The 26,049-nt window shown below is 53.5% G+C and carries 21 protein-coding genes; 8 read left to right on the forward strand and 13 right to left on the reverse strand.

Features of this window, described 5'->3' with window-relative positions; translation table 11 throughout:
• Nucleotides 1-98: 98 nt before the first annotated feature.
• Nucleotides 99-1,055 carry a choline ABC transporter substrate-binding protein gene (locus PJE062_RS14885; protein WP_008550469.1) on the reverse strand — a complete coding sequence of 319 codons (957 nt, stop codon included), beginning with the start codon at nucleotides 1,053-1,055 and terminating at the stop codon, nucleotides 99-101.
• A 272-nt stretch (nucleotides 1,056-1,327) separates the two neighbouring features.
• On the opposite strand from PJE062_RS14885, the gene betI reads away from it, so the two are divergent.
• From betI to betB, 3 genes are read left to right on the forward strand one after another with little or no spacing between them, the layout of a single operon-like run.
• Nucleotides 1,328-1,930, forward strand: coding sequence for a transcriptional regulator BetI (betI, locus tag PJE062_RS14890; protein ID WP_037037182.1), 603 nt, complete (start codon nucleotides 1,328-1,330; stop codon nucleotides 1,928-1,930).
• A gap of 35 nt (nucleotides 1,931-1,965) precedes the next feature.
• Nucleotides 1,966-3,618: a choline dehydrogenase gene (gene betA / locus PJE062_RS14895; protein ID WP_008550369.1), complete on the forward strand. Its 1,653-nt coding sequence runs from the start codon at nucleotides 1,966-1,968 to the stop codon at nucleotides 3,616-3,618.
• A 48-nt stretch (nucleotides 3,619-3,666) separates the two neighbouring features.
• Complete coding sequence (gene betB, locus PJE062_RS14900; RefSeq protein ID WP_208982363.1) at nucleotides 3,667-5,130, forward strand: betaine-aldehyde dehydrogenase; 1,464 nt, start codon at nucleotides 3,667-3,669, stop codon at nucleotides 5,128-5,130.
• Nucleotides 5,131-5,178: 48 nt separating this feature from the next.
• Here betB and PJE062_RS14905 read toward each other — a convergent pair whose 3' ends face one another.
• The 3 genes from PJE062_RS14905 to PJE062_RS14915 all read right to left on the reverse strand — a co-directional run bounded on the left by PJE062_RS14905 (nucleotide 5,179) and on the right by PJE062_RS14915 (nucleotide 11,947).
• A complete protein-coding gene (locus PJE062_RS14905; protein WP_008550662.1) occupies nucleotides 5,179-6,492 on the reverse strand; it encodes an HlyD family type I secretion periplasmic adaptor subunit in 1,314 nt (437 codons plus the stop codon).
• A complete protein-coding gene (locus PJE062_RS14910) occupies nucleotides 6,492-8,246 on the reverse strand; it encodes a type I secretion system permease/ATPase (protein ID WP_008550481.1) in 1,755 nt (584 codons plus the stop codon). The genes PJE062_RS14905 and PJE062_RS14910 overlap by 1 nt, the downstream gene beginning before the upstream one ends.
• Nucleotides 8,247-8,338: 92 nt before the next feature.
• The gene (locus PJE062_RS14915; protein ID WP_008550231.1) at nucleotides 8,339-11,947 is read right to left on the reverse strand and encodes a hypothetical protein; all 3,609 of its coding nucleotides are present in this window, start codon (nucleotides 11,945-11,947) and stop codon (nucleotides 8,339-8,341) included.
• A 626-nt stretch (nucleotides 11,948-12,573) separates the two neighbouring features.
• Here PJE062_RS14915 and PJE062_RS14920 point away from each other — a divergent pair.
• Nucleotides 12,574-12,789, forward strand: a complete 216-nt coding sequence (locus PJE062_RS14920) for a hypothetical protein (RefSeq protein WP_008550131.1) — start codon at nucleotides 12,574-12,576, stop codon at nucleotides 12,787-12,789.
• An 82-nt stretch (nucleotides 12,790-12,871) separates the two neighbouring features.
• On the opposite strand, the gene PJE062_RS14925 is transcribed toward PJE062_RS14920, so the two are convergent.
• Genes PJE062_RS14925 through PJE062_RS14935 form a run of 3 tightly spaced genes read right to left on the reverse strand, consistent with a single transcriptional unit; the run spans nucleotide 12,872 to nucleotide 15,685 of the window.
• Nucleotides 12,872-13,684, reverse strand: a complete 813-nt coding sequence (locus PJE062_RS14925) for a heme ABC transporter ATP-binding protein (protein WP_008550116.1) — start codon at nucleotides 13,682-13,684, stop codon at nucleotides 12,872-12,874.
• A 9-nt stretch (nucleotides 13,685-13,693) separates the two neighbouring features.
• Nucleotides 13,694-14,797, reverse strand: coding sequence for an iron ABC transporter permease (locus PJE062_RS14930; RefSeq protein WP_008550329.1), 1,104 nt, complete (start codon nucleotides 14,795-14,797; stop codon nucleotides 13,694-13,696).
• Nucleotides 14,798-14,809: 12 nt separating this feature from the next.
• Nucleotides 14,810-15,685, reverse strand: a complete 876-nt coding sequence (locus PJE062_RS14935; protein ID WP_008550148.1) for a hemin ABC transporter substrate-binding protein — start codon at nucleotides 15,683-15,685, stop codon at nucleotides 14,810-14,812.
• Nucleotides 15,686-16,136: 451 nt separating this feature from the next.
• Between PJE062_RS14935 and PJE062_RS14945 the strand changes: the two genes are divergently transcribed.
• The 4 genes from PJE062_RS14945 to PJE062_RS14960 all read left to right on the forward strand — a co-directional run bounded on the left by PJE062_RS14945 (nucleotide 16,137) and on the right by PJE062_RS14960 (nucleotide 18,540).
• On the forward strand, nucleotides 16,137-16,460 hold the full coding sequence (locus PJE062_RS14945) for an antibiotic biosynthesis monooxygenase (RefSeq protein ID WP_008550524.1): 324 nt from the start codon (nucleotides 16,137-16,139) through the stop codon (nucleotides 16,458-16,460).
• A 121-nt stretch (nucleotides 16,461-16,581) separates the two neighbouring features.
• Nucleotides 16,582-16,986: a MarR family winged helix-turn-helix transcriptional regulator gene (locus PJE062_RS14950; protein WP_008550727.1), complete on the forward strand. Its 405-nt coding sequence runs from the start codon at nucleotides 16,582-16,584 to the stop codon at nucleotides 16,984-16,986.
• A gap of 33 nt (nucleotides 16,987-17,019) precedes the next feature.
• On the forward strand, nucleotides 17,020-17,457 hold the full coding sequence (locus tag PJE062_RS14955; RefSeq protein WP_008550418.1) for a PaaI family thioesterase: 438 nt from the start codon (nucleotides 17,020-17,022) through the stop codon (nucleotides 17,455-17,457).
• Nucleotides 17,458-17,823: 366 nt separating this feature from the next.
• Nucleotides 17,824-18,540 carry a GntR family transcriptional regulator gene (locus tag PJE062_RS14960; protein WP_008550236.1) on the forward strand — a complete coding sequence of 239 codons (717 nt, stop codon included), beginning with the start codon at nucleotides 17,824-17,826 and terminating at the stop codon, nucleotides 18,538-18,540.
• Nucleotides 18,541-18,647: 107 nt separating this feature from the next.
• Here the strand turns inward: PJE062_RS14960 and gyrB are convergent, their stop codons facing one another.
• The 6 genes from gyrB to dnaN form a co-directional block, all read right to left on the reverse strand.
• Nucleotides 18,648-21,101, reverse strand: a complete 2,454-nt coding sequence (gyrB, locus tag PJE062_RS14965; RefSeq protein ID WP_008550360.1) for a DNA topoisomerase (ATP-hydrolyzing) subunit B — start codon at nucleotides 21,099-21,101, stop codon at nucleotides 18,648-18,650.
• Between the two features lie 244 nt (nucleotides 21,102-21,345).
• Nucleotides 21,346-21,969: a LysE family translocator gene (locus tag PJE062_RS14970; protein WP_008550365.1), complete on the reverse strand. Its 624-nt coding sequence runs from the start codon at nucleotides 21,967-21,969 to the stop codon at nucleotides 21,346-21,348.
• A gap of 87 nt (nucleotides 21,970-22,056) precedes the next feature.
• Nucleotides 22,057-22,677: a LysE family translocator gene (locus PJE062_RS14975; RefSeq protein WP_008550438.1), complete on the reverse strand. Its 621-nt coding sequence runs from the start codon at nucleotides 22,675-22,677 to the stop codon at nucleotides 22,057-22,059.
• A 13-nt stretch (nucleotides 22,678-22,690) separates the two neighbouring features.
• The gene (locus tag PJE062_RS14980; RefSeq protein ID WP_008550118.1) at nucleotides 22,691-23,320 is read right to left on the reverse strand and encodes a LysE family translocator; all 630 of its coding nucleotides are present in this window, start codon (nucleotides 23,318-23,320) and stop codon (nucleotides 22,691-22,693) included.
• Between the two features lie 164 nt (nucleotides 23,321-23,484).
• Nucleotides 23,485-24,615 (reverse strand): DNA replication/repair protein RecF, encoded by a 1,131-nt coding sequence (gene recF, locus PJE062_RS14985; protein ID WP_008550254.1) that lies wholly within the window; start codon nucleotides 24,613-24,615, stop codon nucleotides 23,485-23,487.
• Between the two features lie 121 nt (nucleotides 24,616-24,736).
• Nucleotides 24,737-25,855 (reverse strand): DNA polymerase III subunit beta, encoded by a 1,119-nt coding sequence (dnaN, locus tag PJE062_RS14990; protein ID WP_008550340.1) that lies wholly within the window; start codon nucleotides 25,853-25,855, stop codon nucleotides 24,737-24,739.
• Between the last annotated feature and the right edge of the window lie 194 nt (nucleotides 25,856-26,049).

A 26,049-nucleotide genomic window follows, 5' to 3' on the forward strand; every position in this document is an offset into this window, starting at 1 on the left:
TTGATTTTTCCGATTGTCGGAAGGCTTCGGAAAACGCGCTAAGAGGCGGAGTGCGAGTTTATCGCATCCGCCTCTCAAATTATGCTCGGTAATGACGCTTAGAGGCCGAACGCAGCCTTTGCAGCAGCCAAGCCGTCTTTACCGTCGAAGGTGGTTACGCCAGCCAGCCATTTATCAAGAGACTCTGGGTTCTTCTTGATCCATGCCTTTGCAGCATCAGTTGGTTCTTCACCGTCGTTCAGGATCGCATTCATGATCTCATTTTCCATCTCCAGGGAGAAGGTGAGGTTCTGAAGGAACTTGCCCATGTTCGCGCACTCTGCAGAGTAGCCAGCGCGGGTGTTGGTGAGAACGTCAGCACCACCGAAGTTTGGACCAAAGAACTCATCACCACCGGTGAGGTACTTCAGCTCAAAGTTGGAGTTCATTGGGTGCGGAGCCCAGCCGAGGAAGACGATGTCCTGATCCTTACGGGTCTTACGAGCGACCTGAGACAGCATGCCAGCTTCAGATGATTCGACGAGTTCGAATCCCTTCAGGCCGAATGCGTTTTTCTCGATCATATCAAGGATAAGACGGTTACCATCGTTGCCTGCTTCGATGCCGTAAATCTCGCCATCAAGGTCACCAGAGAATTTTGCGATGTCAGCAAAGTCCTTCAGACCCTTGTCGTAGGTATACTTAGGAACAGCCAAAGTATACTTGGCGCCAGTCAGGTTGGTTTGAACAGTATCAACGGTGCCTGCTTCACGATATTTCGCGATATCAGCTTCCATTGTTGGCATCCAGTTGCCAAGGAATACATCGATATCATTGTTTGCGAGAGACGCGTAAGTTACTGGCACGGAAAGTACTTTTACGTCTGTTTCATAACCAATCGCATCCAGAACAGAGGTTGCTGTTGCGGTGGTTGCGGTGATGTCTGTCCAGCCCACGTCGGAGAAGCGTACGGTTTTACAGGCTTCCGCTTCTGCGGCGAGAGCTGACCCAGTGATCAGTAATAGTACTGAAGCAGAAGTAGAAAGTTTCTTTACCAGGCTACTAGCAACACTCATGTAAATCTCCCCAATTTCGGTATTTATTTAATAGAGCCGTAGAATTGTGTAGAAAACATGTCCCAAACACTCTTCAGCCGATAATTAAATTTTCAAATTCCTTCGTTCACCTAAGCTAATAAAGACCCGATGGACTAAAGGCAACCTCTCCACCAGATATTAATTACGATAAATCGGAGTGCAATACTTTTCAAAAGCTCCAAAATGTTCTAAGAACTATTTTTATTGATTGAACGTTCAATAAAAATAATCTTGGAGTGAGTGCGGCGCGCATGCCTAAAGTCGGAATGGAAGAGGAACGCAAAACCTCAATCATCATGGGGACGATCAAAGCGATCCATGAGAAGGGGTATGCTGCGACCACAATGGCGGATATCGCCAAGAATGCTGGCGTCTCTACGGGACTGCCGCATCACTATTTCGGCTCGAAAGCAGCTGTGTTCAACGCGACCATGAGCTTCCTGCTGAAGGATCTGAGCAAGCAATCACGAAGCCGCCTGCTGAAGGCCAAAACGCCCATGGAGCGGATCGATGCGATCATCCATACCAACTTCAGCGATGAGCAGTTTCAGCCTTCGGTTATCTCGGCCTGGTTTGCGTTTTACGTGGTGGCACGCACCGAGCCTGCAACGCGTCGCTTGCTGCAAGTTTATCATCGACGGCTGATTTCGAACCTCACCGCCGAGTACCATCGCGTTACGGATCGTCAGACGGCAATTACCGCAGCTGAGGGCACTGCTGCGATGATTGATGGGCTGTGGCTGCAATGCGTGCTGACGACCAACCGGCCTGACGGATCACCAGCAACCATGCTGGTGCAGGACTACGTGAAGAAATGTTTCGACAGCTTTGAAACGACAGATACCCCACAATAAAAACTGGAATACGGCTTATAGCCCAAGAGAATACAATGACTGCAGATTTCATTATTGTAGGCGCTGGCTCTGCTGGTTGCGCCCTGGCAAACCGTCTTTCTGATAATCCCCAAAACAAGGTGGTTTTGCTGGAGTTTGGCGGCACGGATATCGGTCCGTTCATCCAGATGCCTGCTGCTTTGTCCTATCCGATGAACATGTCCCGTTACGACTGGGGCTATGAGAGTGCGCCTGAGCCGCATCTGGACGGACGCCGGCTTGCGCTGCCACGCGGTAAGGTGATTGGCGGCTCTTCCTCCATCAACGGCATGGTGTATGTGCGCGGCAATGCCTGCGACTTTGACACCTGGGAAGAGATGGGTGCGAAAGGCTGGGGCTATCAAGATGTCCTGCCTTACTTCGAGCGTCTTGAAAATGCGACCTCTGGTGATGAAGGCTGGCGCGGCCGGTCTGGTCCGTTGCATGTTTCTCGCGGATCGCTGTGGAGCCCGCTTTACGAAGCCTTTGTGAAGGCTGGCGAAGAAGCTGGTTATGCGCGGACCGAGGATTACAACGGTTATCGCCAGGAAGGCTTTGGCGAGATGGAAATGACGGTGCATGATGGCCGTCGCTGGTCCGCTTCCAACGCCTATCTCTGGCCGATCAAAGGGCGTGAAAACCTTGAGATCATCTCTGGCGCACATGTGAACCGTGTTCTCATGGAAGGCAAGCGTGCTGTTGGTGTTGAATACATGCGTGGCGGACAGCTGCATCAGCTGAAATGCACCCGCGAAGTGATTGTTTCTGCCTCTTCCATCAACTCACCAAAGTTGCTGATGCATTCCGGCATTGGTGATGCGGCAGCTCTTTCTGCGCTGGGTATTGATGTGGTTGCTGACCGTAAAGGCGTTGGCGCGAACTTGCAGGACCATCTGGAGCTTTACATCCAGCAGGCCTGTACGCAGCCGATCACGCTTTACAAGCACTGGAACCTGCTCTCAAAAGGGGTAATCGGCGCACAGTGGCAGCTGATCAAATCTGGTCTGGGCACTTCAAACCACTTTGAAACCTGCGGCTTCATTCGCTCAAAAGCAGGCGTAAAGTATCCTGACATTCAGTTCCACTTCCTCCCATTTGCGGTTCGCTATGACGGACAAGCAGCGGCTGAAGGCCATGGCTACCAAGTTCATGTGGGACCAATGCGCTCCAAATCTCGCGGTGCAGTGACTTTGCAGTCTGCTGATCCGATGGAAAAGCCAAACGTGCTGTTCAACTACATGAGCCACGAAGAGGATTGGGAAGACTTCCGCGCTTGTATCCGCCTGACCCGTGAGCTCTTTGCGCAGCATGCGTTTGATCCGTTCCGCGGCAAGGAAATTCAGCCGGGCAGCGACGTTGAAACAGACGAACAGCTGAACGGGTTCATCAAGGAACACGTTGAAAGCGCGTTCCATCCGTGCGGCACCTGTAAAATGGGTGACGCGAATGACGAAACCGCTGTGGTTGACAGCGAATGTCGTGTGATTGGCGTTGACGGTTTGCGCGTTGCGGATAGCTCCATCTTCCCGCAGATTACGAACGGAAACCTCAACGCGCCTTCCATCATGGTTGGTGAGAAGGCAGCTGACCATATTCTTGGAAAAGGTATGCTTCCTGCCAGTGACAAGCAGGCGTGGGTACACCCGAACTGGCAGAACGAACAACGTTAAGTGTTGGATTAAGAAATGACGAAAACAGATACTCTGACAAATGCATCCCTGCGTGCGCAGCCTAGTGGGTCTCACTTCATCGGCGGCACTTACGTTGAAGATACGATGGGTGAAGAGATCCTGAGCCTTTACCCGGCAACGCAGGAGGTGATTGCGCGCGTTCATTCCGCAACACCGGCGATCATCACCAAAGCGGTTGCTTCTGCCCGCACCGGTTTTGCTATCTGGCGCTCCATGGCTCCAGCTGAGCGCTCCCGTGTTCTGCGCAAGGCTGCGGATCTGATGCGTGAGCGCAATCGTGAGCTTTCCGAGCTGGAAACCCTTGATACCGGTAAGCCGCTGCAGGAAACACTGGTGGCCGACGCTGCTTCTGGTGCTGAAGCTCTGGAATACTTTGCGAGCGTTGCTGCGACTTCCAACGGCGAGCATATCGACCTTGGCGGGTCTTATGCACTGACAAAGCGCGAGCCACTGGGCATCTGCCTTGGCATTGGCGCGTGGAACTATCCAATCCAGATTGCGGCATGGAAAGCAGCACCTGCTTTGGCTGCTGGTAACGCGATGATCTTCAAGCCTTCTGAAGTGACCTGCCTGTCTGCGCTGAAGCTTGCTGAGATCTTCCGTGAAGCTGGCCTACCGGATGGTGTGTTCAACGTGGTGCAGGCGGACCGAGACGCAGCTGCTGCTCTCGTAGCGCATCCTGAAATCGCAAAGGTTTCCCTGACTGGTTCCGTGCCAACAGGCATGAAGGTTGCTGAAAAAGCAGCTTCTCAGCTGAAGCACATGAGCCTTGAGCTTGGCGGCAAATCTCCGATCGTGATTTTTGAAGATAGCGACATCGACAATGCTGTGGCTGCAGCGATGAATGCTAACTTCTACTCAACCGGCCAGATCTGCTCCAACGGCACACGCGTGTTCGTTCATTCTTCCATCAAGGAAGAGTTCCTGAAGCGTCTGAAAGAGCGTACCGAGAAGATCCTGATTGGTGATCCACTCAACGAAGACACGCAGCTTGGTCCGCTTGTTTCCAAAGCTCAGCTTGAGAAAGTGATGGATTACATCGCTATCGGTCAGAGCGAAGGTGCTGTTCTATACGCGGGTGGTGGTCGTCCGCAGGTGGATGGTCTTGGCCGCGGCCTGTTTGTGGAGCCAACCATCTTCACCGAAGTCAAAGACGACATGCGCATCGCGTGTGAAGAGATCTTTGGCCCTGTGATGTGTGTGCTGGACTTTGACGACGAAGCTGATGTGATCCGCCGTGCAAACAACACCGAGTTTGGTCTGGCTGCTGCTGTGTTCACCAAGGACATTCAGCGTGCTTACCGTGTGATTGATCAGTTGGAAGCAGGAACTTGCTGGATCAACAACTACAACCTGACCCCGGTTGAGATGCCATTTGGTGGCTTCAAGCATTCCGGTATTGGTCGTGAGAACGGTCAGTGGGCACTGGATCAATACTCTCAGGTGAAGAGCATCTATGTTGAGATGGGTGATGTTGAGGCTGGCTGGTAAGCAGCCTCAACCATCTGTTTAAGCTAATAGAGTAGGGGCTTTTTGCTCCTACTCACGCATTGCGTGGGCGATCTGATCGACCATTGGCTTCATGATGTAAGAGATCACCGTGCGGTTCTCTGTCTGAATGAATGCCTCAACCGGCATACCTGGCACCAGGTTCTTGCCACCTAATTTATCCATTTCATCCTCAGAGATGGTCAGCTCGGCCATATAGAAGCTGAGACCAGTTTTCGGGTCTTCCAGCAAGTCAGGTGAGATGGTTTTCACAGCTGCCGTCAGCTCCGGCGTTGTGCGCTGGTCAAAGCTTGGCAGGCGAACAGTCGCTTCCTGATTTGGAGTAAGCTGGTCCACATCAATTGGCTGCACCTGAGCTTCAATCACAAGCACATCTTCTCGTGGCACGATTTGCATCACCACTTCACCGGGAGCGATCACACCGCCGATGGTGTGAATGGTGAGGTCGTGCACTGTGCCGGATTGCGGTGACTTGATTTCCATGCGCATCAACTGGTCCTGAGCTGCGATCTTTTTCTCTTCAAGCTGAGCGATCTCCGCCCGTACCTGCTGGAGCTGCTCCAACGTCTTGGTCATGACGTCTTCTTCGATCTGCATGATCTGGATATTGCGTTCTGCGATGGCTTCTTCAGTCTTAGCAATCTGAGCAATGAAGTCGCCGTATTCACCCTGAAGTTTGGTTTTCTCACGCTTCAGAGCTGTCACACGGGACTCGGTGACCAGTTTCTTAGCAAGCAGTTTGTGCAAATCTTCCAGCTCACCATCGATCAGGCCAATTTCGATTTCTTTGGCGTCTCGTTGCTGAGACAGACCATCAATCTGCTTTTTGTACTGCTCAATCTGCGCCCGCATCTGGTCCTGACGACCGCGCAGGTTCTTGGTCTTTGCCACCATCATGCGGCGCTGACCTTCCTGAATGGTATTCAGAACCTGTGAATGCGCATCGTCAGCAGCCCGTGACGGGAACAGGATTTCCTCTTCACCGTCCCGCTCTGCAATCAAGCGAGCTTCCTGAGAGTAGAGGTTGTCCAGCTGCTTCGTGACAACAGCAAGGTTTGCTCTGGTCACCGTATCATCAAGACGAAGCAGTGTATCACCAGCATCTACGGTATCACCGTCGGTCACCATGATGGAACGAACAATGCCGCCTTCCATGTGCTGCACGTTCTTGGTGTTGGTTTCAACAACGATGGTGCCGGGAGCGATGATCGCGCCGCGGATTTCCATCAGACCTCCCCAGAGGCCGACGCCTCCAACGAGGATGACGACCAGAAGACCAGCGCAGATCAGGTGGAACCGGATGCTGCCTTTCAGCTGTTTGTCGCTTTCAGAATGGTTATGCATCACGCTGCTCCCTGTTTCTGCGGAGCCTTAGCTGGTTGTTTTGGTTTTACCTGCGGAGTCTGTACCGGGGTGACGAGTTGCTTCATCACTTCATCGCGCGGCCCAAACGCAGCCTGACGGCCTTCGTTGAGCACGAGCACCTTATCGACGGCTGCAATTGCACTTGGACGGTGGGCAATCACAATAACGATCTTGCCGCGACCGCGCATGAGCTTGATCGCATGGGTCAGGCACGCTTCACCTTCGGAATCGAGGTTGGAGTTTGGCTCATCCAGCACGATCAAGAATGGCTCGCCGTACATGGCACGAGCAAGGGCGATCCGCTGGCGTTGTCCGCCGGAGAGGGCATAGCCACCGGTGCCGATGACGGTGTTGTAACCATCAGGCAGGCCGGTGATGAACTCATGCACACTGGCAATTTTCGCAGCTTCGATGACATCATCCGGGTTCGCATCTTCCTTGAAGCGGGAGATGTTTTCCGCGACCGTTCCGTCAAACAGCTGGATATCCTGAGGCAGGAAGCCAATGAACTGGCCGATACGGTCGGACGACCATTGGTCCAGCTCGGAACCATCAAAGCGGATTGAGCCGGTGAGGGCGTTGGTGATGCCCACGATTGAGCGGGACAGGGTGGATTTGCCGGAACCGGATTTGCCAATCACGCCCAGACCTTCACCTGCTGCAAGGCTGAAGGAAATGCCTTGCACTATTGGCTGGCGGATACCAACAGGACCGCATGCCACGCCATCCAGATCGATCTTCTGGTGAGGGAGGGGCAGTTCCATCACGTTGTTGGCGTCGGTCTTGTTTTCAATCACACGGCGCAGGCGTGCCAGACCCTGACGGGCTGCGAGGAAGCCTTTCCATTGGGAAACAGCCTGCTCAACCGGAGCCAGTGCACGGGAGGACATGATTGAAGAGGCAATCATCACACCGGAGGTGACTTCCTGCTGAATAACAAGCCAAGCACCCATGCCGAGCATGGCGGACTGGAGCACGAAGCGGAAGGTTTTGACTGCTGTTGCGAAGAACGCTGCTCTGTCGCCTGCTTTACGCTGTTTGATCAGGTAGGCATCATTTCCCTGATGCCATCTGTTCTTCATGGTTTCCATCATGCCCATGGCCTGAATGACTTCGGCATTGGCACGGCTGGCTTCCACGATAGCGGAGCGGCGGTTGGTTTCAGCAGCGGCTTCACTGGATGGCCGGCGAGAGGAGAACTCGTTCAGTCCTACCAGCGCGCAGATCACCAGTGCACCACCGATCGCCATCATGCCCAGATATGGGTGGAACAGATACACGATAGCGAAGTAGAGCGGCATCCAGGGCAAATCGAAGATGGCAGAAGGACCGGGGCCGGAGAGGAAGCTGCGCACCTGATCCAGATCCTGAACCGGGCGCATCTTGGAGCCTTTCGGGCCAAGGATAAGTGGCAAGCTTGTTGAGATTTCGTAGGAGACGCCAGAGAGCTGAGCGTCAACACGCTGTCCGAGGCGTGAAAGAACACGACTGCGGAGCGTTTCCAAAATGCCATAGAAAAGAAAGAGGACGCCTACAAGTGTTGCCAGAACAAGCAGTGTTGGCACTGATCCACTTGCGAGGACGCGGTCATAGACCTGCAGCATAAAAAGGGGGCCAGTCAGCATCAAAATATTCAACAGCATGCTGACGCCGCCGATTCCAAGCAGTGCGGACCTTAGAGATCTGAATGCATGGGTGATTACAGATTCTTTTTGTCGTTGGCTGCCGGGCATAAGCTTTCTCCCAATTGTCTTCGGGGATTAAAGCAAGAAACCCCCTCCCGGTTTTCGCCGGGAGGGAGCAGTTCGCTAGGTTACTTTGTTGATCAGATCAGGTTGTCGTCCTGGTTGATCGAATGGATCTGATCCACAACACCGCCGTCTTCCGTTACGATGGTATTGAAGTCATCTGCCTCAAAGTTTGCCTCTGTCAGATCATCAGCACTGATGCCGTTCAGGGTGTAGGTGTGACCACCATTGTCCAGAACTTCGATCACAACACTGTTGTTCTCTTCAGTGATCTGAACCTGAGATGCGTTCAGGTTGCCGAAATCGATGGTGTCGGTTGCAGGATCGAAGTTCGTGATGACTTCTTCTGCTGCCCAATCCCAATTGATTTCTACGGTATCGCCACCGATTGCACCATTGCCGTTGTTGGCTGCAGCTGCGAGAGCTGGTTCCGGAGCATCCTGTGTTTCGCGAGGACCTTCTTCCTGTTCAGCTTCTTCAGCCGGTGCTGCAACTGCATCATCGTCTCTGCTGCTGGAAGCGGTTGCTTCTTCAGGAGCGGATGGAGCTTCAGGTGCTTCTGGAATGTAGGTTGTGTCTACATTTTCAGCTTCAGACTGAGTTCCTACATCTGCCAGATTTTCGGCATTTGCGAGGAAGTCCTCAATCTTGGCCTGAGCGGCTGCATCATTTGCGAGGATGCTGTTTGCTGTCAGGTCTGCGACGACAATACCAACCAGAAGCAGGGACCGTCCGCCGTTACCTGGCAGGGTGAAGAGGACGCCATCGTCAGTCTGTTCAACTTCGAACTGACCGCCGCCAATCCAACCGATGTTCACGGTATCCTGGGCTGGGTTGAAGTCCTGTACCTCTTCCTGCTTGCCCCACTGCCAATCCAGTGTGAACTCGCGAGGAGAACCATCACCCGGATCAACTGGGTCAACCGGATCGACTGGATCCACTGGGTCCGGATCTGGAGTTGGATCTGGATCCGGGGTCGGATCTGGGTCTGGGGTTGGATCTGGATCCGGAGTAGGATCAACCGGAGGCTGAGTGCTGCCACCAGCAAGCAGATCGCGGATTTCCTGCAAGGTAGAAGGATCTTTGATGTCGAAGTTATCGGCATTCAGATCTTCAAGGAACACACCTTCCAGCAGGAGGGTCTGACCACCATTGGATGGCAGGGAGATCACCAGACCGTCTTCGCTTTCCGTGAAGCTGATCTGATCTGAACTGATCCAGCCAATGCTGATCTTATGTTCTGCAGGGTTGAAGTCGGTGATAACGCTGTTCTCACCCCAAGCCCATGTGAACACGACCACACCATCACCAGGAACCTGACCTGGAGTACCTGTGCCCGGGTCAACTGGGTCGACCGGGTCGACTGGGTCAACAGGATCAACTGGGTCCGGATCCGGATCGGTTGGATCAACAGGATCGACTGGGTCAGTTGGACCGAAATCGCCTGGTCTCGTCTGGTGACCGTCTGTTGTGTCGCCTGCTGGTGCTTCTGGGGTCAGAAGACCTTCACGGCTTACAAGGGTCACGTCATTCTGGTCGAAACCGAATGGAACTTCGAGGTTATCTTCCATGACCTGGTCGAAGTGGAACTCAAGCTGACCTGGGACCAGATCATCAAGAGAGATACCTTCGAAGAGGAAGCTCTGACCACTTGGCAGTGTAGAAATCAGCAGACCGTCGTCGGTTTCTTCAACGCTCAGACGCTCACGTGTACCGTAGTACAGGAAGCTGATTTTCATAGTGGCTGGGTCAAAGTCAGAGATAACTTCGTGTACGCCGTATTCGTGGGACCGGATGTAGACTGTGTCGTCTTCGCGTGGACCCACGCCTTGTTCCCAAGAGACCACACCGCCCAGATCCTGACGCAGGTGTTCGTTCCCGACGATCCCGAAGTCTGAGATATCGACATCCTGGTAGGTCACTCCCTGAACGATCTGTGCCGCGGAGCTCCATGGGCTGTCGATGACGATTTCACCGGAAGGTGCCTTCGTTACGATAAGGCCGTGCACAGAAGTGCCGCCGAAGTCCAGCTCATCCGTGGCCGGATTGAAGCCAACAATATCGTCTGCGTTGGTATCTGCGCGGAACTTGGAGCCGCCTTCGTCTGTTGTGCCAGTTACGGTAGGAGGGTTGGAGCCGTCATTGTCATAGACAAGTTCGTATCCGCCGCCCTGACCCGGATCTGGCTGTTCTACTGTCTCACCGATTGCAGAGACAACTTCGTTGAACGCAGACTGGTCTGCGACGGAGAAGTTCGCCAGTGACAGATCGGAGAGGGTCACACCCTGGAAGATGGTGGTGGAGAGAATGTTGCCGAGTTCATCGGTAATTACGATGCGGACTGTCTGTCCAAGTGCATCACCGCTTTCCTCGAAGATCTCAAACTGCTCACCAGTTACACCCTGCAGGATGTGGATCATGTCGGTTGAAGGATCGAAGTCCGGAACAACCTGAGATTCACTGTCCAGACCGAGCATGTACATGTCGCCGGTATGGCCGCCGTGTCCATCATCGCCATCACCTGGATGACTACCATGACCGTCATCTCCGTCACCCGGATCAACAGGATCAACTGGGTCGACAGGATCAACCGGATCGACTGGGTCAACAGGGTCCACCGGATCAACTGGATCGGTTGGATCCACTGGCTGGGAGTTACCGCCAACAAGATCTCTGATGAGCTCTGCTGCAGATGCATCCTGAATGGAGAAGTTAGCCATTGTCAGGTCGGCGAGGGAAACTCCGGCCAAGAGCAAGGTCTGACCACCATTGGAAGGGATAGAGAAGAGAACGCCATCGGCTGTCTCAGTCACATCAAGCTGATCGGAACTGATCCAGTCCACGAAGATCACGCCGTCTTCGGTGTCAAAGTCGTTTACGACTTCCTGTTCACCGTAGGACCATGTGACGACCACGTCTGCATCTTCCTTTGGCACGCCAACGCCTGGCAGAGAGCCATTCAGGCCTTCATCACCAGTCAGGCGGTCCTGGAAGTAGTCGATCGCTTCGTCAACAGATGGGCTCTCAAAGCCACCAAACTGTTCAACATACTGAAGAATGGATGTGCCGTACTCATCCTGAGAAACGTTGCCACCCTGCAGGAGAGCAAGGGTGCCGTACGCACCACGCAGGTGAGCGGCTGCCAGAATACCGGTTAGTGTGAGGGTTACGCTAACCTCTTGGCCGTTCTGCTCGTATGTGAATTCCTGTCCAATAAAGTCATCCAGTGTCTGACCACTGTTGGACAGTCCGTTTTCGATAATCTGAAGATTGTAGCCAAACGCTTCCTGAATGGCGACTTCCTGCTTTTCAGCAGTCATGAAATCTTCAAGTGAGGTTACGCCGTTCTTGCCGGTCCACTGGCCATCCCATGTGTTGGTGGCTGCGCCGTTGCCGTAGAAGACGTCATCATCATAATAGCCCAGATCAATAAGCAGGGCTTCACCAAACTGGTATCCGACGAACCCAAGAGAGTTCATGGAGCGATAAGACATTGCGCTCCACTGGTCGTCGTTCAGATCCCCCCAACTGTCATACTCTGGAAAGAAGTCTTGCACCGGACCGCCTGCCCATTCAGTGAGCTGCCAATCCTGAATTCTGCCGTCGTTGTATCTTTCGCGATCCCAACCGGATTCGAAAGCCCGCAATGCGTCACGGAATTCGTCATATGTGCCACGATAGTCCATTGTATTCCCTCAGTTTTTATTGAGAGATTCCAGACGACTCCGAAATGAAAGGAGCTAGCCGAATTGCTAAAGTCCAGATGGCTCATTGAGCCTCTCTCGTTAAAAACGAACGTTGATGCGATCTGACTGCAATTTTGTTCTTTGCGTTTCCAACAGCCGCATTGTTTGCAGTACCAGTGATCGCTTCCGCGTTCGACGAGGGTGATTTTTCTGGAAATTGGGGCCAAATTTCGAAAGAAAAATGGAGTATTTATTACGGACGAATTTAAAAAAATCGCCTCGATTCAATGTTTTACATCACAGAATACCGCTTTCAGATTCTCACGATTCTGTTTTCGTCCAGTATTTCCGTGGTTTAACGATTCTGGAGATTTAGAAAGAGCTTTGGTATTTTATTGGCGTTTGGGCTGCCTTATTTGCCTTATTTGGCTTGTATTACTTTAGGATATGTACCTACACATTCTTGTGTATTATGCGGATATCACATGTACTCCACATGCGAACTGGGGACCGACTCAAACTGTCTGAGCAATCCCTAAAATTCTACCCGCATACATTGATGATTTTAGCAATGTTGATTTGCTCCCAAAATAAGAGTGGCGACTAGCTTATTCTGGGAGGAAGCTATGGCCACGATCGCTCTAAGCATGGCTTTGGCTCTGTGCTTTTTATCTGCTGCACTACTGTTTCTGGCTGTAAGGAACAGGTGGGCTGAACGTTCCAGGGTGCTGAAGCGCAAAGCGCCAATCAAAGGCGAGTTTGCACTCCATCCTCTCAATCTCATTAAGGAGGAAGAAGAGAAGATAGAGGGCGAACGCCTGAAGCGACGGGATGATCTCTAAGAGAAGTGCGTGAGTTCGCTGCCGGTTGGGCTGAACACGGCCTGCATCACTGCTGTAGACGCGAAGGCCGAGCTGCCTTTGCTTAGGACGGGCGCAGCTCTGACCATGACTTGCCGAGTTTCTGGCCTTTCGCCAGATGGCCCCACTTGGTTTCCAGCATGCGATCATCAAGCTGGTAGACTGAGCGGAGCAGGTCGGTTGTCACCACATCCTGCGGTGTGCCATGAGCGACCAGATTGCCGTGGTTGAGCACGAAGATCTTGTCTGCGTAAACACAGGCCAGATCGATATCATGCAGAACGGCGATAACACCGCCGCCTTCATTGGCATACTTACGACCCGTTTCCAGCACATCAATCTGGTGCTTCAGATCGAGGCTAGCGGTCGGCTCATCGAGAAACAGGTAATTGGCCCGGCCTTCCTGTCGAGGCTCCCATACCTGACAAAGCACGCGTGCCAGATGAACACGTTGCTTTTCGCCGCCTGAAAGCTCCTGATAGTACCTGTGCAGGTAAGAGCTGAGGCCGACACGGTCGAGCGCTTCTAGCACGCGCGGGCGCAATTGCTTGGCCCTGAGGCCATGTGTGCCGGAGACGAGCCCCAGCATCACCACTTCTTCAACTGAGAACGGAAATGAGAGTTGCGAGCTTTGCGGCAGGACGGCCCTGCGGCTTGCCAATTCGACTGCCGGAACAGACAGGATCGAGGTGCCGTCCAGCATCACCGTGCCAGCGGTTGGCGTCAGATCGCCCGTCAGGCACTTCAAGAGCGTCGATTTGCCTGCCCCATTGGGGCCGATAATGACGGTCAGCTCCCCCGGACAGCTGCGGAAGTAGACATCTCGCAGAAGCTTCTTTGGGCCTGCATGGACGGTGATGTTGATCGCTTCAAGCATCTACATTCCTCAGAGTTGGACCTGGTTCTTGCGACCAAGCAGGATGGAGAGGAACACCGGTGCACCGATCACTGCAGTGATAATGCCGATTGGCAGCTCTGCGGGTGCAACAACGGTTCTTGCGACAACATCTGCAGCAACGAGCAGGGATGCTCCAAGCAAAGCGCAGGATGGAAGAAGGAAGCGGTGGTCTGGTCCAATTACCAATCTCAAGACGTGGGGCACAACGATCCCAACAAAGCCAATTGCACCAGCCGCCGCAACTGAAGCTCCGGTTGCTCCGGCAACCAGAATGATGATCAAGCGCTTGAGGTGCTGCGTATTGAAGCCCAGATGGAAAGCTTCTGCCTCACCCAGCAGAAACGCATTCAAGCCCTTTGCAATGAACGGGAGGGAAATCAGAACAGCAAGCGCGAATGGCAGCGTGGACCACACTCGCGGCCACGTGGAACTGCCCAGTCCGCCCATACCCCAGAAGGTCAGGTCACGCAGCTCTTCGTCTGTACTGCCAAAAACAAGGAAACCGGTGACTGCGCCAGCCAATGCGCCAAGAGCAATGCCTGCGAGCAGCATGGTCGCGATGGAGGTTTGGCCGCGCCGAGTGGCGACCTTGTAGAGCAGGGCGGTTGTCGCCGCACCGCCGATGAAGGCGCCCCATGGCAGGAGGTAGACGGAATAGTCATCTAAAAACCAAGCAGGCAGACCGGAAGAGAGGGTGATCACACAAACTGCAGCGAGGCCTGCGCCGGATGATACGCCAACCAAGCCGGGATCGGCGAGGGGATTGCGGAACAGGCCCTGCATCATAGCCCCGGAGGCCGCGAGTGACGCACCAACAAGACAGCCAAGCAGCGTTCTTGGCATGCGGATGTCCATGAGCACCACTTTATCTCTTAGGGTGAGCGCGGTTTCATCACCCAGAAGCCAATAATCAATCGCGCCAAAGATATGTGAGACTGACACTTCTGTTGGCCCAACAGCCAGCGAGACAAAGCAAACCACCAGCAGCAGAGCCGCCAAAGCGCGGAGGGCATAGTGCTGGCAGATTTCCCTGCCTGTTCTTGCATGGGTTACTGGTGACTTGAACGCCTCAGACAGTGTCATCTCACTCATAGCCGCCTCGCCTTAGGATTTAGGGGTGGTCTTTGCCGCAATTTTCACGAAGCGGTCGCTCAGATCACGGATCGCCTCTGCAGTGCGTGGGCCAAAGCCGAGCAGGTAGACGCCATCCATTACAATGAGATTGCCGTTCAGACCTGCTGGTGTGAGATTGAAACCTGGCTCTTTCAAGATTTCGGACTGACCGCTGGAGCCTGGACGGGACATCATCATGATAACATCCGGAGCCGCTGCGATGAGCGCTTCCTTAGACACTGGTTTGTAGCCACGCAGGTCGGCAAACACGTTGGTTGCGCCAGCGAGGCCAATAACAGCGTGAGCTCCGGTTTCACGCCCGGCAACGAGTGGCTTGCCGCCCCCTTCAGAGATAACAAAGACGACTTTGAGCGGCTTGGCCTGCTCCTGCGCATATGCCAGAGCGCCATCCAGATCCGCTTTGACTTTGGCTTTGAGTGCTTTGGTTTCCTCTGGAAGCTGTAATGCGTTGCCGACCACATCAATCTTTTCGAGGATGCCTTCCGGAGAATAGACCTCTTTCACTTCTGTCAGATTGATGGAGGCCGCTTTCAGGACATCCACCGCGGTTTGCGGTCCTGAGCCTTCCATCATCAGAATATGGGTCGGATTGGAGGCCAGCACGCCTTCTGCACTCAGGGCACGCATGTAGCCAACGTTGGGAAGTTTTTGCGCTTCAGTTGGGTAAAGACTTGTTGTGTCGACCGCGACGATCCTGTCCTGCGCTTCCAGAGCGTAGACGATTTCTGTCACAGACGAGCCAATCGAGATGATGCGCTGATTTTTTTGGAGATCTTCAGCCTGGACCTGACCAATGAACATGCCGAAAAACAGGCTGAGAAGCGCTGCGGCTGCATAAGGAAGCATAAGAGAAAACGATTTGAGAGCTCTGGTTAGAAGACACATAGCTGCACCCATTTGCGAGGAGGTATTTCATTCCTGCGGGCATGAGTGGCTTTTGGCTTCCCAAATTCGCCCGTCTAGTAAAGCGCTATCTTTTAGAATAACATGAGTGGAATACTCATATTTATAATAGCGGTCAATGTCAAAAATGAAAGTGATCAGGAAGTCAGGTGAATATACGAAATAATACTTGACTATTAAATTCATATTTTCATACATACCCGGATTGACCGCCTCCATGGGCGTGTCGTTAAGACCATTTTGCCAGCCAAGCGGTTTAATTCGCTAGCCAGCCTCCGCATGCCCTTCTTAATCCTGTAGTGGTATGTGTTTAGAGTGTGGCTCTGAAGACCTGAAACTTTGCTGGGCCTTTAACAGGAAAGGCTCATGTACTAATTGGCTAAGGAGTTCCGGCGTGTACATCGCAATGAACCGTTTCCGCGTGGTGCGGGGCAAAGAAGAAGAGTTTGAAACCGTTTGGAAAAACCGTGAGCGTCATCTGAGCTCTGTTCCTGGTTACATTGAGTTTCGGATGCTCAAGGGTGAAACCCTGGAAGACCATACGCTTTACGCCTCCCACACCCTTTGGGATTCCTACGAGAATTTCCAGGCCTGGACAAAGTCCGAGGCCTTCGCGTCTGCTCATAAAGGCGCTGGCACCCGCATGAATTTCTATCTGGGCGGCCCACACTTTGAAGGCTTTGAAGTCATCCTGACCGAGACCCGCGAAGTCGCTTAAAGCCTTCCTGATTGGGAGCTACAACCTGCTGTAGCTTCCTTTCACCCCCTCCTAAGGATCAATTGCGCTTGTATATTTTGTGTGCAAACTATTTGTATGCAAAGTATATGGAGTGCTGACGATGCGCCTTGATAACTGCATCTTTTATCTGCTTTCCCGAAGCGCCAGAAGCGGCGCGCGTTTTTATAAGAAACAGCTGGAAGAGCTCGGCCTTACGCCGGTTCAATCCATAGTTTTGCAAGCATTGGCAGTTCAGGACGGTTGCACCACGTCTCAACTTGGCAAAGCGGCTGAGCTGGATAATGCCACGCTGACCGGTGTTTTAGATCGACTTTGCCCTGCCGGATATCTGGAGCGGAAAGCCAGCCCGGACGACCGACGCACTCAGCACATTTTCCTCACTGAGCGCGGGCAGGAGATCACAGAAGTTCTCGATAGTTTAACCGAAGACGCAAACGCCAGGTTCCTTGCGGAACTGAGTGATCGTGAGAGGGACGACCTCAAGGCGCTGCTGGCGCGGCTTTGATTTCAGAAATTTTCAATAGGACGGATTGGAAAGATGGACGTAAAAGTGATGTCAGGACTGGAGTTCCTGAAAGCCATGCAGAAAGCGGGCAATCGTCCGCCCATGGCAGAAACCATGAATGTAGACATTGATTGCATTGAGGACGGCCTTGTTCGCTTCAAATGCATGCCGACCAATGATCACCTGAACCCCGGCGGCACTGTGCATGGTGGTTATGCCGCGACAGCGCTGGATTCTGTGCTTTCACTGGCTGTGCAGACCAAACTCAAAGACGCTTTCAGTTTTCGCGGTACGTCAGAACTCAACGTTAAGTTCATACGTCCCATTAAGGTAGGGCAGGTTCTATACGCGGAAGGCCGTGTTGTCAGCATGACGCGGCAGACCGGCATCTCTGCTGGCGAAATCCTCGATGAAAACGGCAAAATCTATGCTTACGCATCTGGAACTGTGATGATCAAACCGGAATCCTGATCAAACAGTTCTGGTTAGGAGCACATAATCGCCTCTATGTGCTCCTTCCTTTGTGGACAAATTAGCTGGCTAAATTAATTTATTTCCGGTAGCTTCTTTTGGTGTTCCGTTGGTTGAAACTCTTCAAAACTGCCAATAAATTGGAACATATAGCTCTGTAGCTACAATTTTTTATTCGATTAAATTCGGGCTACAACAAAGCGCGCAACAATACGCCCTACCCCTAAGGAACTATATTTAACAATTGCACATAACATAGTTTACACGCTATACGTGCTTATGGTGTTCCTGTGATGAGAAATCCGAAGCTATTTGCCCGAATTGAGCTCTCGGAGTCGTCCTCATCCAAAAAAAAGCGCTTCTGTCATGCTGCACACGATCTCGGACCGTTCCCTCATTTCTCGTTTTGGAATTTCTCCTTGGTCATCTTCCAGCAATCGTAAAAGTGACGCTGTCTATCATTACCTGGAAGAACAGATCATCGTTGGTGCCCTGAAGCCCGGTGAAGCAATCGCCGAGCAGCAGGTAGCAGATGCCTGCGACTGCGCGCAGGGAACTGTACGTGAGGCTATGTTGAAGCTACAGCAATCCGGCCTTGTGGTGCGCCACGATTATAAAGGCACGCGGGTTGCTGGTATCAGCCGCGCGGAAGCAGTCGAGATCGTCAAGATCCGCATGCAGCTGGAAGAGCAGGCGGGCCGGATGATTGCCTCCAATATTTCTGGCGAGACGCGGGATCGGCTCTTTGAAATTCTGGATGCCATGTGTCAGGCAGCAGATGCCAACGAGGTGTTTCTCTGCAGCGCTTATGACCGGCTGTTCCATGCCACGTTATTCAGTCAGGCAAACTTGCGCGGTCTGGAGCCAATTCTGGAACGGTGTGCGCTTCATATGCATCGTGTAACGCTCTCTCATCGGGACATCCCGCTTTGCGGCACGGATATCCATGAGAAGCACATCACAATCATCGAGACCCATTGCAACGGCACCCCGGAAGAGGCTGCCAACGCTGCTCGAGGGCATGTGAGCTTCTTGTTCGATCGCTGGATGTCCGAGCACACCTTCCTTAGCCTTTCCGTTTAAGGCTCTCCATAGCAACAGAGATTTGGCGCGCTTGCCCTGAGTGCATAAAAAAAGCCGGAGTGCAGATGCATCCGGCTTTTCTGATTTCTTACGCTGTCGCGTGTTGCTTAAACGTCGAGGTTCGCAACAGACAATGCGTTGGTCTGAATGAAGTCACGGCGTGGCTCAACTTCATCACCCATCAGCTTGGTGAAGATGTCGTCCGCCGCATCAGCTTCCTTGATCTTAACCTGCAGCAGGGAGCGGACATTCGGGTCCAGAGTGGTTTCCCAAAGCTGCTCTGGATTCATCTCGCCCAGACCCTTATAGCGCTGCATGGAGATGCCTTTGCGGCCCTGCGCATATACAGCTTCCAGAAGTGCCTGAGGGCCGCGGATTTCGACAGACTTATCTTTGCGAACCAGAGAAGCTGCCTTGTGGTAGACCTCATCCAGATGCTTGAAGTGGCTGTCGAGACGGCGCGCATCGGCGGAACCGAGCAGAGCTGCGTCGATGGTAGTGACTTCTTTCACGCCGCGAACGACACGGCTGAAGATGAGATCACCCTCTTCAGTTGCTTCACCTTCCCAGCCACGCTCAAACTCGTCAGCCAGAATGTCCAGACGACGTGCGATGTAAGCAGCAGCTTCCTGCGCTTTTTCGTGGTTATGCAGGTTGTCGGAGTTCAGCGCACCAGCGATGGCTGCCTGCTCAACAACTGCTTTGTCGTAGCGGGAATGCAGGCCGTTGAGGATATCGGAAACCTCACGGGCTTCTTCAACAACTGAACGCAGATCTTCACCCAGACGAACTTCGCCGTTTGCGAGTGCAAGGGAGGTTTCGTCCAGACCGCTGCCAATCAGGTATTCTTCAAAGGCTGCCTCATCTTTCAGGTACTGCTCGGACTTGCCGCGCGTTACCTTGTAGAGTGGTGGCTGCGCAATGTAGACGTAACCGTTTTCGATCAGGTCTGGCATCTGACGGAACAGGAAGGTCAACAGCAGCGTACGAATGTGCGCACCGTCGACGTCCGCATCGGTCATGATGATGATCTTGTGGTAGCGGAGCTTTTCGAGGTTGAATTCCTCGTTGCCGATACCGGTTCCCAGCGCAGTGATCAGCGTGCCGATTTCCTGCGAGGAGATCATCTTGTCGAAACGTGCGCGTTCGACGTTCAGGATCTTACCCTTCAGCGGCAGCACAGCCTGGTTGGATCTGTCACGGCCCTGTTTGGCAGAGCCACCCGCGGAATCACCCTCCACTATGAAGAGTTCAGCTTTAGAAGCATCGCGCTCCTGACAGTCGGCCAACTTACCCGGTAGGGAGGCGATATCCAGTGCGCCTTTGCGGCGGGTCAGCTCGCGTGCTTTACGCGCCGCTTCACGGGCACTTGCAGCTTCCACCACTTTGGAAACGATGGACTTTGCCGGAGCAGGGTTTTCTTCCAACCATGTGGAGAGCGCTTCACCAACGAGGTTCTCAACCACCGGACGGACTTCTGAGGAAACCAGCTTGTCTTTGGTCTGGGAGGAGAACTTTGGATCCGGAACTTTCACGGAAAGCACGCAGGACAGACCTTCGCGGCAATCTTCGCCGGTTGGGCTCACCTTCTCACGCTTCAACAGGCCGGAGGTGTCTGCGTAGCCGGTCAACTGACGGGTCAGTGCGGCGCGGAAACCTGCGAGGTGAGTACCACCATCGCGCTGCGGGATGTTGTTTGTGAAGCAAAGAACGTTTTCGTGGTAGCTGGAGTTCCACCACATCGCCACTTCAACAGTGATGCCGTCTTTTTCGGCCATCATGGTGACTGGTTCTTCGATGAGCGGATGCTTTGCACGGTCCAGATAACGGACGAATGCTTCCAGACCGCCTTCGTAGTAGAGCTCTTCAACATGAGGCTCGACACCACGATTGTCGGTCAGGATGATACGAGCACCAGAGTTCAGGAACGCCAGCTCGCGCAGGCGGTGTTCCAGAGTGTCGTAGTCAAATTCGGTTTTGGTGAAGGTTTCCGGAGACGGGGTGAAGGTCACCTCGGTACCAGACTTACCCGGTGCGTCGCCAACAACTTCCAGAGGACCTGCAGACTCGCCGTGATGGAAGCGAATGAAGTGCTCTTTGTCATTGCGGTAGATGCGCAGGTCCAGAGTGGTGGACAGCGCGTTCACCACAGAAACACCCACACCGTGCAGACCGCCGGATACCTTGTAGGAGTTGCTGTCAAACTTACCACCAGCGTGGAGCTGGGTCATAATAACTTCGGCTGCGGAAATGCCTTCTTCCGGGTGAATATCAACCGGGATACCGCGTCCGTTATCGGTCACCGTGACAGAGCCATCAGCATTCAGCGTTACGGTCACATAATCGGCATGACCAGCCAGCGCTTCATCGATGGAGTTGTCGACAACCTCATAGACCATATGGTGCAGGCCGGATCCATCATCGGTGTCACCGATATACATGCCAGGACGCTTACGTACAGCATCCAGGCCTTTCAGCACTTTAATGGAATCTGCACCGTATTCACCTGCGCCATTTGCCTGCTCAGGTCCGCCATTTTCAGGGGTCGACGTTTCGCTCATTCGAATCACTTCACACAACGGTTTTCATTGAAGTTCATGTTATAATTGGTTGGGCAAATGGTTCAAGCAATCAGGGAGTTTAAGCGCTCGTAAACCAAGGGAAATATTGCATAATCACTGTTTTTATGGGGGGATAATTTCCTTAGCGTGCATCACTGCGTTTTGCATTCGCGAACAACACGCCAAGATTTGGGTGGAGCGCCTCTGATTTTCGGAAAATTGAAGCTAGTTTCTGGTGCTTTTTCTAGCGTGCAATCATCAGCGCTGCGATGCACAGAAGACCCAGTGCAGCCAGTCGGTTAATCAGATACATGGTCTTTTCAGAGCTGAGCAGTTCTCTGAATTTCACAGCCAAAAATGAGTAGACACCGTTGATGGTGAGCAGCACAACAGACAGTACCAAGGCCAGCTCGACAAAACCCAGCAAGTTCATCTCTTCAACGCTCACCAGATTTGGCATGAGCGCGAGATAGAACATAATCGCTTTGGGGTTGGAGAGGTTGAACAACAATCCGGCAAACAAGGAGGTTCTGGCTGATGTTTGTGGTGTTGCCGGAGTTTCCCGATCTTCAGAAGGTGTTGCGCTGGCGCTCTTCCAGATGCCCCAGGCGATGTAGGTGAGATAGGCTGCTCCGAGCCCTTGCAGGACAACAAAAGCGCCGGAGAAGCTGCTTGCGATAGCGGCCAGGCCCAATGCGGCCATGGAGAACCACAGCAAATCACCGCTCAGCAGCCCGAAGCAGAACAGCATGGCTCCGCTGCTGCCAAAGCTCATGGCGCGGGCGATGATCGCAAAGACGGCGGGGCCGGGGATGACAGCAAGCGTGAAAAGCGTGCCGGCAAACAGGGCAAGGCTTGTTACATCCATAAAAGTGCAGCAGTTCTTTCCTGAAGACGAACATCTTCAGTATACGGCGCCGTGCGCTTTCGCAAGCGCCGTTCCTGAGCAGTTGCGTTAGCGGGTTACCATGGTTGCAGCTACGCCAATCATCACCATGCTGGAGCCTCTGTTGAGGCGCTTGAATGCACGCTGCGAGGACATCAACTTCTTCGCAGAAACAGCCAGATACGCATAGATGCCAAAGACGATGAACAGTACACAGGCCATGGTCGCGGCGAGCTCCCAATAAGCAAGCAAGCCGATCTTATCCATGGGCACGATGTTCGGCATCAGCGCCATGTAGAAGATCACCACCTTGGGATTGGAGAGGTTCATGGACAGGCCAGCCAGCAAAGCAGCCAGACGGGATGTTGCTTTTACTGCTGCATCCCCTTCTTGCGTTGGCGTGACCCCCTGGGAGTTCCACATGCCCCAAGCGACATAAAGCAGATAAGCCGCGCCAAGCCATTTGAGGACAACGAACACGATGGCGTAGTTGGTTGCGATGGCCGCAAGGCCCATGATCGCCAGCGTGAACCAGAAGAGATCGCCACAGATCATGCCGACCACAAACATCGGCGTACCGCGCATACCCTGACCGAAGATACGGGCCAACAATGCCGTGATACCGGGACCGGGGGTAATGGCTGCAGCGAACAGGGTTCCTGCAAAAAACAAAAGAACTGCCAGTTCCATCTTATTGCTCTTCTTACTTCGCGACGATTGCAGCAGCGGCGCCAAACATTGCAACGCTCGCGCTCTTATTTAATCTGCCAACGGCTTTTTCTGAGGTCAGGAGGCTTCGTGCCCGTACGGTCACTCCAATATAGATCGCAAAGACCACTGACAATACGGTAAGCGTGACGAACATCAATTCCACCAGTCCGATGGTTGTGATGGTTTCCATCGGCACCACGCTTGGCATCAGCGCTGCATAAAACAGCAGGCCTTTTGGATTGGAGAGCGTGATCAACATGCCAGAGACCAGCGTTTTCGCGCTGCCCTTGGTGTTTTGCGATGCTGCTGCTTGCTCATCCATCTGCTGTGTTTGCAAGCCGCTGGCGCGCCAGAGTTTCCAGGCCAGAAAGAGCAGATAAGCTGCGCCTGCGTATTTGACCACGGTGAACGCCAGAACGTAGGTGCTTGCGAGTTTCGCCAGACCGAGGATTGCCAGAATAAACAGGCACATGCTGCCAATCAGCATGCCAGAGACAAACGTGAGCGTGCCTTGCAGACCAAATCCGAGCGTGCGCGACACCAGTGCGGTGATGGCAGGGCCCGGAGTGATGGCAACAACAAACAGGGTTGCCCCGAAAACGAGAAGAATTTGCAAGTCCATGGGGATCACATTGCTCTGAAACAGAAGGTTTGAAGCACTTTGTGTTTCTTGCCCGAAAAGCAGTCTTCACCTTCCGAGAACACCGCTTCAGAATAAACACAGGGAAATTGAGCTGACAAGCGAGATAAAAGGGCATTGCCTTTAAGTGAGCTCAACCAAACCCGTCAGCTCAGCTTAATGCCACCGCCTTCGACTTCAAAAATCTGTGCTGCGCTTGGCAGGTCTTTGAAGAGGTTCTGGTCAGTCCCGGTCATGAACACCTGTCCGCCGAGCACTTCCAGACGCGTGAAGAGAGCTTCGCGGCGACCCGGATCAAGGTGAGCAGCCACTTCATCCAACAGCAGGATTGGCGTCATGCCGGAGATGGATGAGGTGAGGTCTGCATGAGCCAAAACCAGGCCGATTAGCAGGGCTTTTTGCTCACCAGTTGAGGCTTGAGCCGCTGGCATTTGCTTTTCGCTGTGCACCACATAGAGATCTGAGCGGTGCGGGCCGTCCAAAGTGCGGCCTGCAGCGCGATCACGGAAGCGGCCTTCAACCAGAAGTTCGCGGTAACAATCTTCGCGATCCGATGCGCTCATGCCAATGGTGGCTGTTTCAAAAGCACCTTGCAGATGGATTTCTGCAGACGGGAAGGGAAGGCCGAGCTGTTTTTGGGTTTCCAGCGTTTTGGCCAGCAAACTCACGGTTTCACTGCGCGCCAGAGCAACGGCGGTGCCTAGTTCGGCGACCTGTGCTTCGATGGCATCAAGGAACTCAGGTGTTCCCCCTTCGGAAAGCAGGCGGTTTCGCTGGCGCAGAGCTTTTTCAAAGCTGGCAACCATTCGGCCATGAGATGGATTGAGCGAGAGCACCAAGCGATCAAGAAACTTGCGGCGATCAGAGGCAGAGCCAGTGAACAGGCCATCCATAGAAGGGACCAGCCACAGCACTCGGAGGTATTCCAGCAGAGCTTCCGAGGAGCGAGCTTCTTCGCCATCAATGCGGACGCGGCGCCCCGGTTCACCTGCTGTCAGGCCGGTGCCTATGCGCGTTTCGCCATACTCGCCATCCAAGACGGCGCTTACTGCCCAGCCACCAGCCCCATCAGCGCGTGCGATATCGCCAAGCGTCGCGCGGCGGAGGCCACGACCTGCGGACAGAAAAGAGATTGCTTCGAGGATATTGGTTTTGCCTGCGCCGTTGTCGCCAACAAATGCGATCATCCGACTGTTCAACTCAACGCTTGCTGCGCTGTAGTTTCGAAAATCCGTTAGCGCGAGGCGAGAAAGCGCCACAGGCACTGGATCCGACATTCAGGCTCTCTTTGGTTCAATAAGTTTCGCAGATGCTGTTTTCCGAAATTCGAAAGGCATTTTCGGAAAAGCATACCAAGAAAAGAAATGCCCCCGACTGTGGTAGCCGAGGGCGAAAGATTTATACGCGCATTGGCATCAGAACGTAGATCGCTTCGTCGCTGCCTTCATCGCGGATCAGGGTCGGAGAACCGGAGTCTGCGAGAGTGAAGAGCGCGGTGTCTGCTTCCAGCTGCGCTGCGATATCCAGCAGGTACTTGGAGTTAAAGCCGATCTCGAATTCTTCGTTGTCGTACTCAACTGCAACTTCTTCAGTCGCGGTACCGGAATCCGGGTTGGTCACGGTCAGGACGATCTTGCCTTCGCTGAGCGCCATCTTCACGGCACGGCCACGGTCGGATGCGATGGTGGACACGCGGTCGACAGCTTCTTTGAAGACATCACGGTCAACTCGCAGTTCCTTGTCGTTTCCTTTCGGAATAACGCGCTCGTAATCTGGGAAAGTGCCGTCGATCAGCTTGGAGGTGAGGATGATGTCACCAATGGTGAAGCGGATCTTGGTCTCGGAGATCTCGACCTTGATTTCAACTTCAGGATCGTCCAGCAGCTTCTGAATTTCGCCAACGGTTTTGCGCGGTACGATGATACCCGGCATGCCGTCAGAACCTTCTGGCGCCTCAAGCTCAGCCTGAGCGAGGCGGTGACCATCAGTTGCAACTGCGCGGAAACGCAGACCTTCACCGATGTCCAGAGAATGCATATAGATACCGTTGAGGTAGTAACGGGTTTCTTCCGTAGAGATCGCGAACTGGGTGCTGTCGATTAACTTGCGGATGCCACCAGCAGTCATAGTGAAGCTGTGAGAGAACTCACCTGCTGTCAGATCAGGGAAGTCGGTGACTGGCAGGATCTGCAGCGCAAAGCGAGAACGGCCTGCGCGGATTTCCATGGTGCTGTCATCACCGGAAGTTTCCAGAACGACCTGGGAGCCGTCTGGCAGTTTACGCACGATCTCGTAGATCATGTGTGCCGGAACGGTGGTCGCGCCAGGTGTTTCCACCATTGCTGCGATGCTTTCCACGACCTCAAGATCCAAGTCGGTTGCTTTCAGTTTCAGGTTGCCACCTTCAGCCTGCAGCATAACGTTGGAGAGGATCGGAATGGTGTTCCGCCGTTCAACCACACGGTGTACGTGGGTCAGAGACTTCAAAAGCTCGGTCCGCTCAAGTGTCACTTTCATGCGAAACGTCCATTCTTCTGGGCGGAGCTGCGTGCCGGTGCAGCGCACTCCGCGAATTACTAATACAAAATGCTCAGAGCTTGCCGCATTCAATCAAACAGAATGCGCTCCAGCGCCCATGCAAACCCCGCTGTGTCTGCACTGCCCCATTACGTCGAGTTTGACCTCCTGCGGGGTCGTTCAAACTGCACGTT

Source organism: Pseudovibrio sp. JE062 (assembly GCF_000156235.1).
Classification (GTDB): Bacteria; Pseudomonadota; Alphaproteobacteria; order Rhizobiales; family Stappiaceae; genus Pseudovibrio.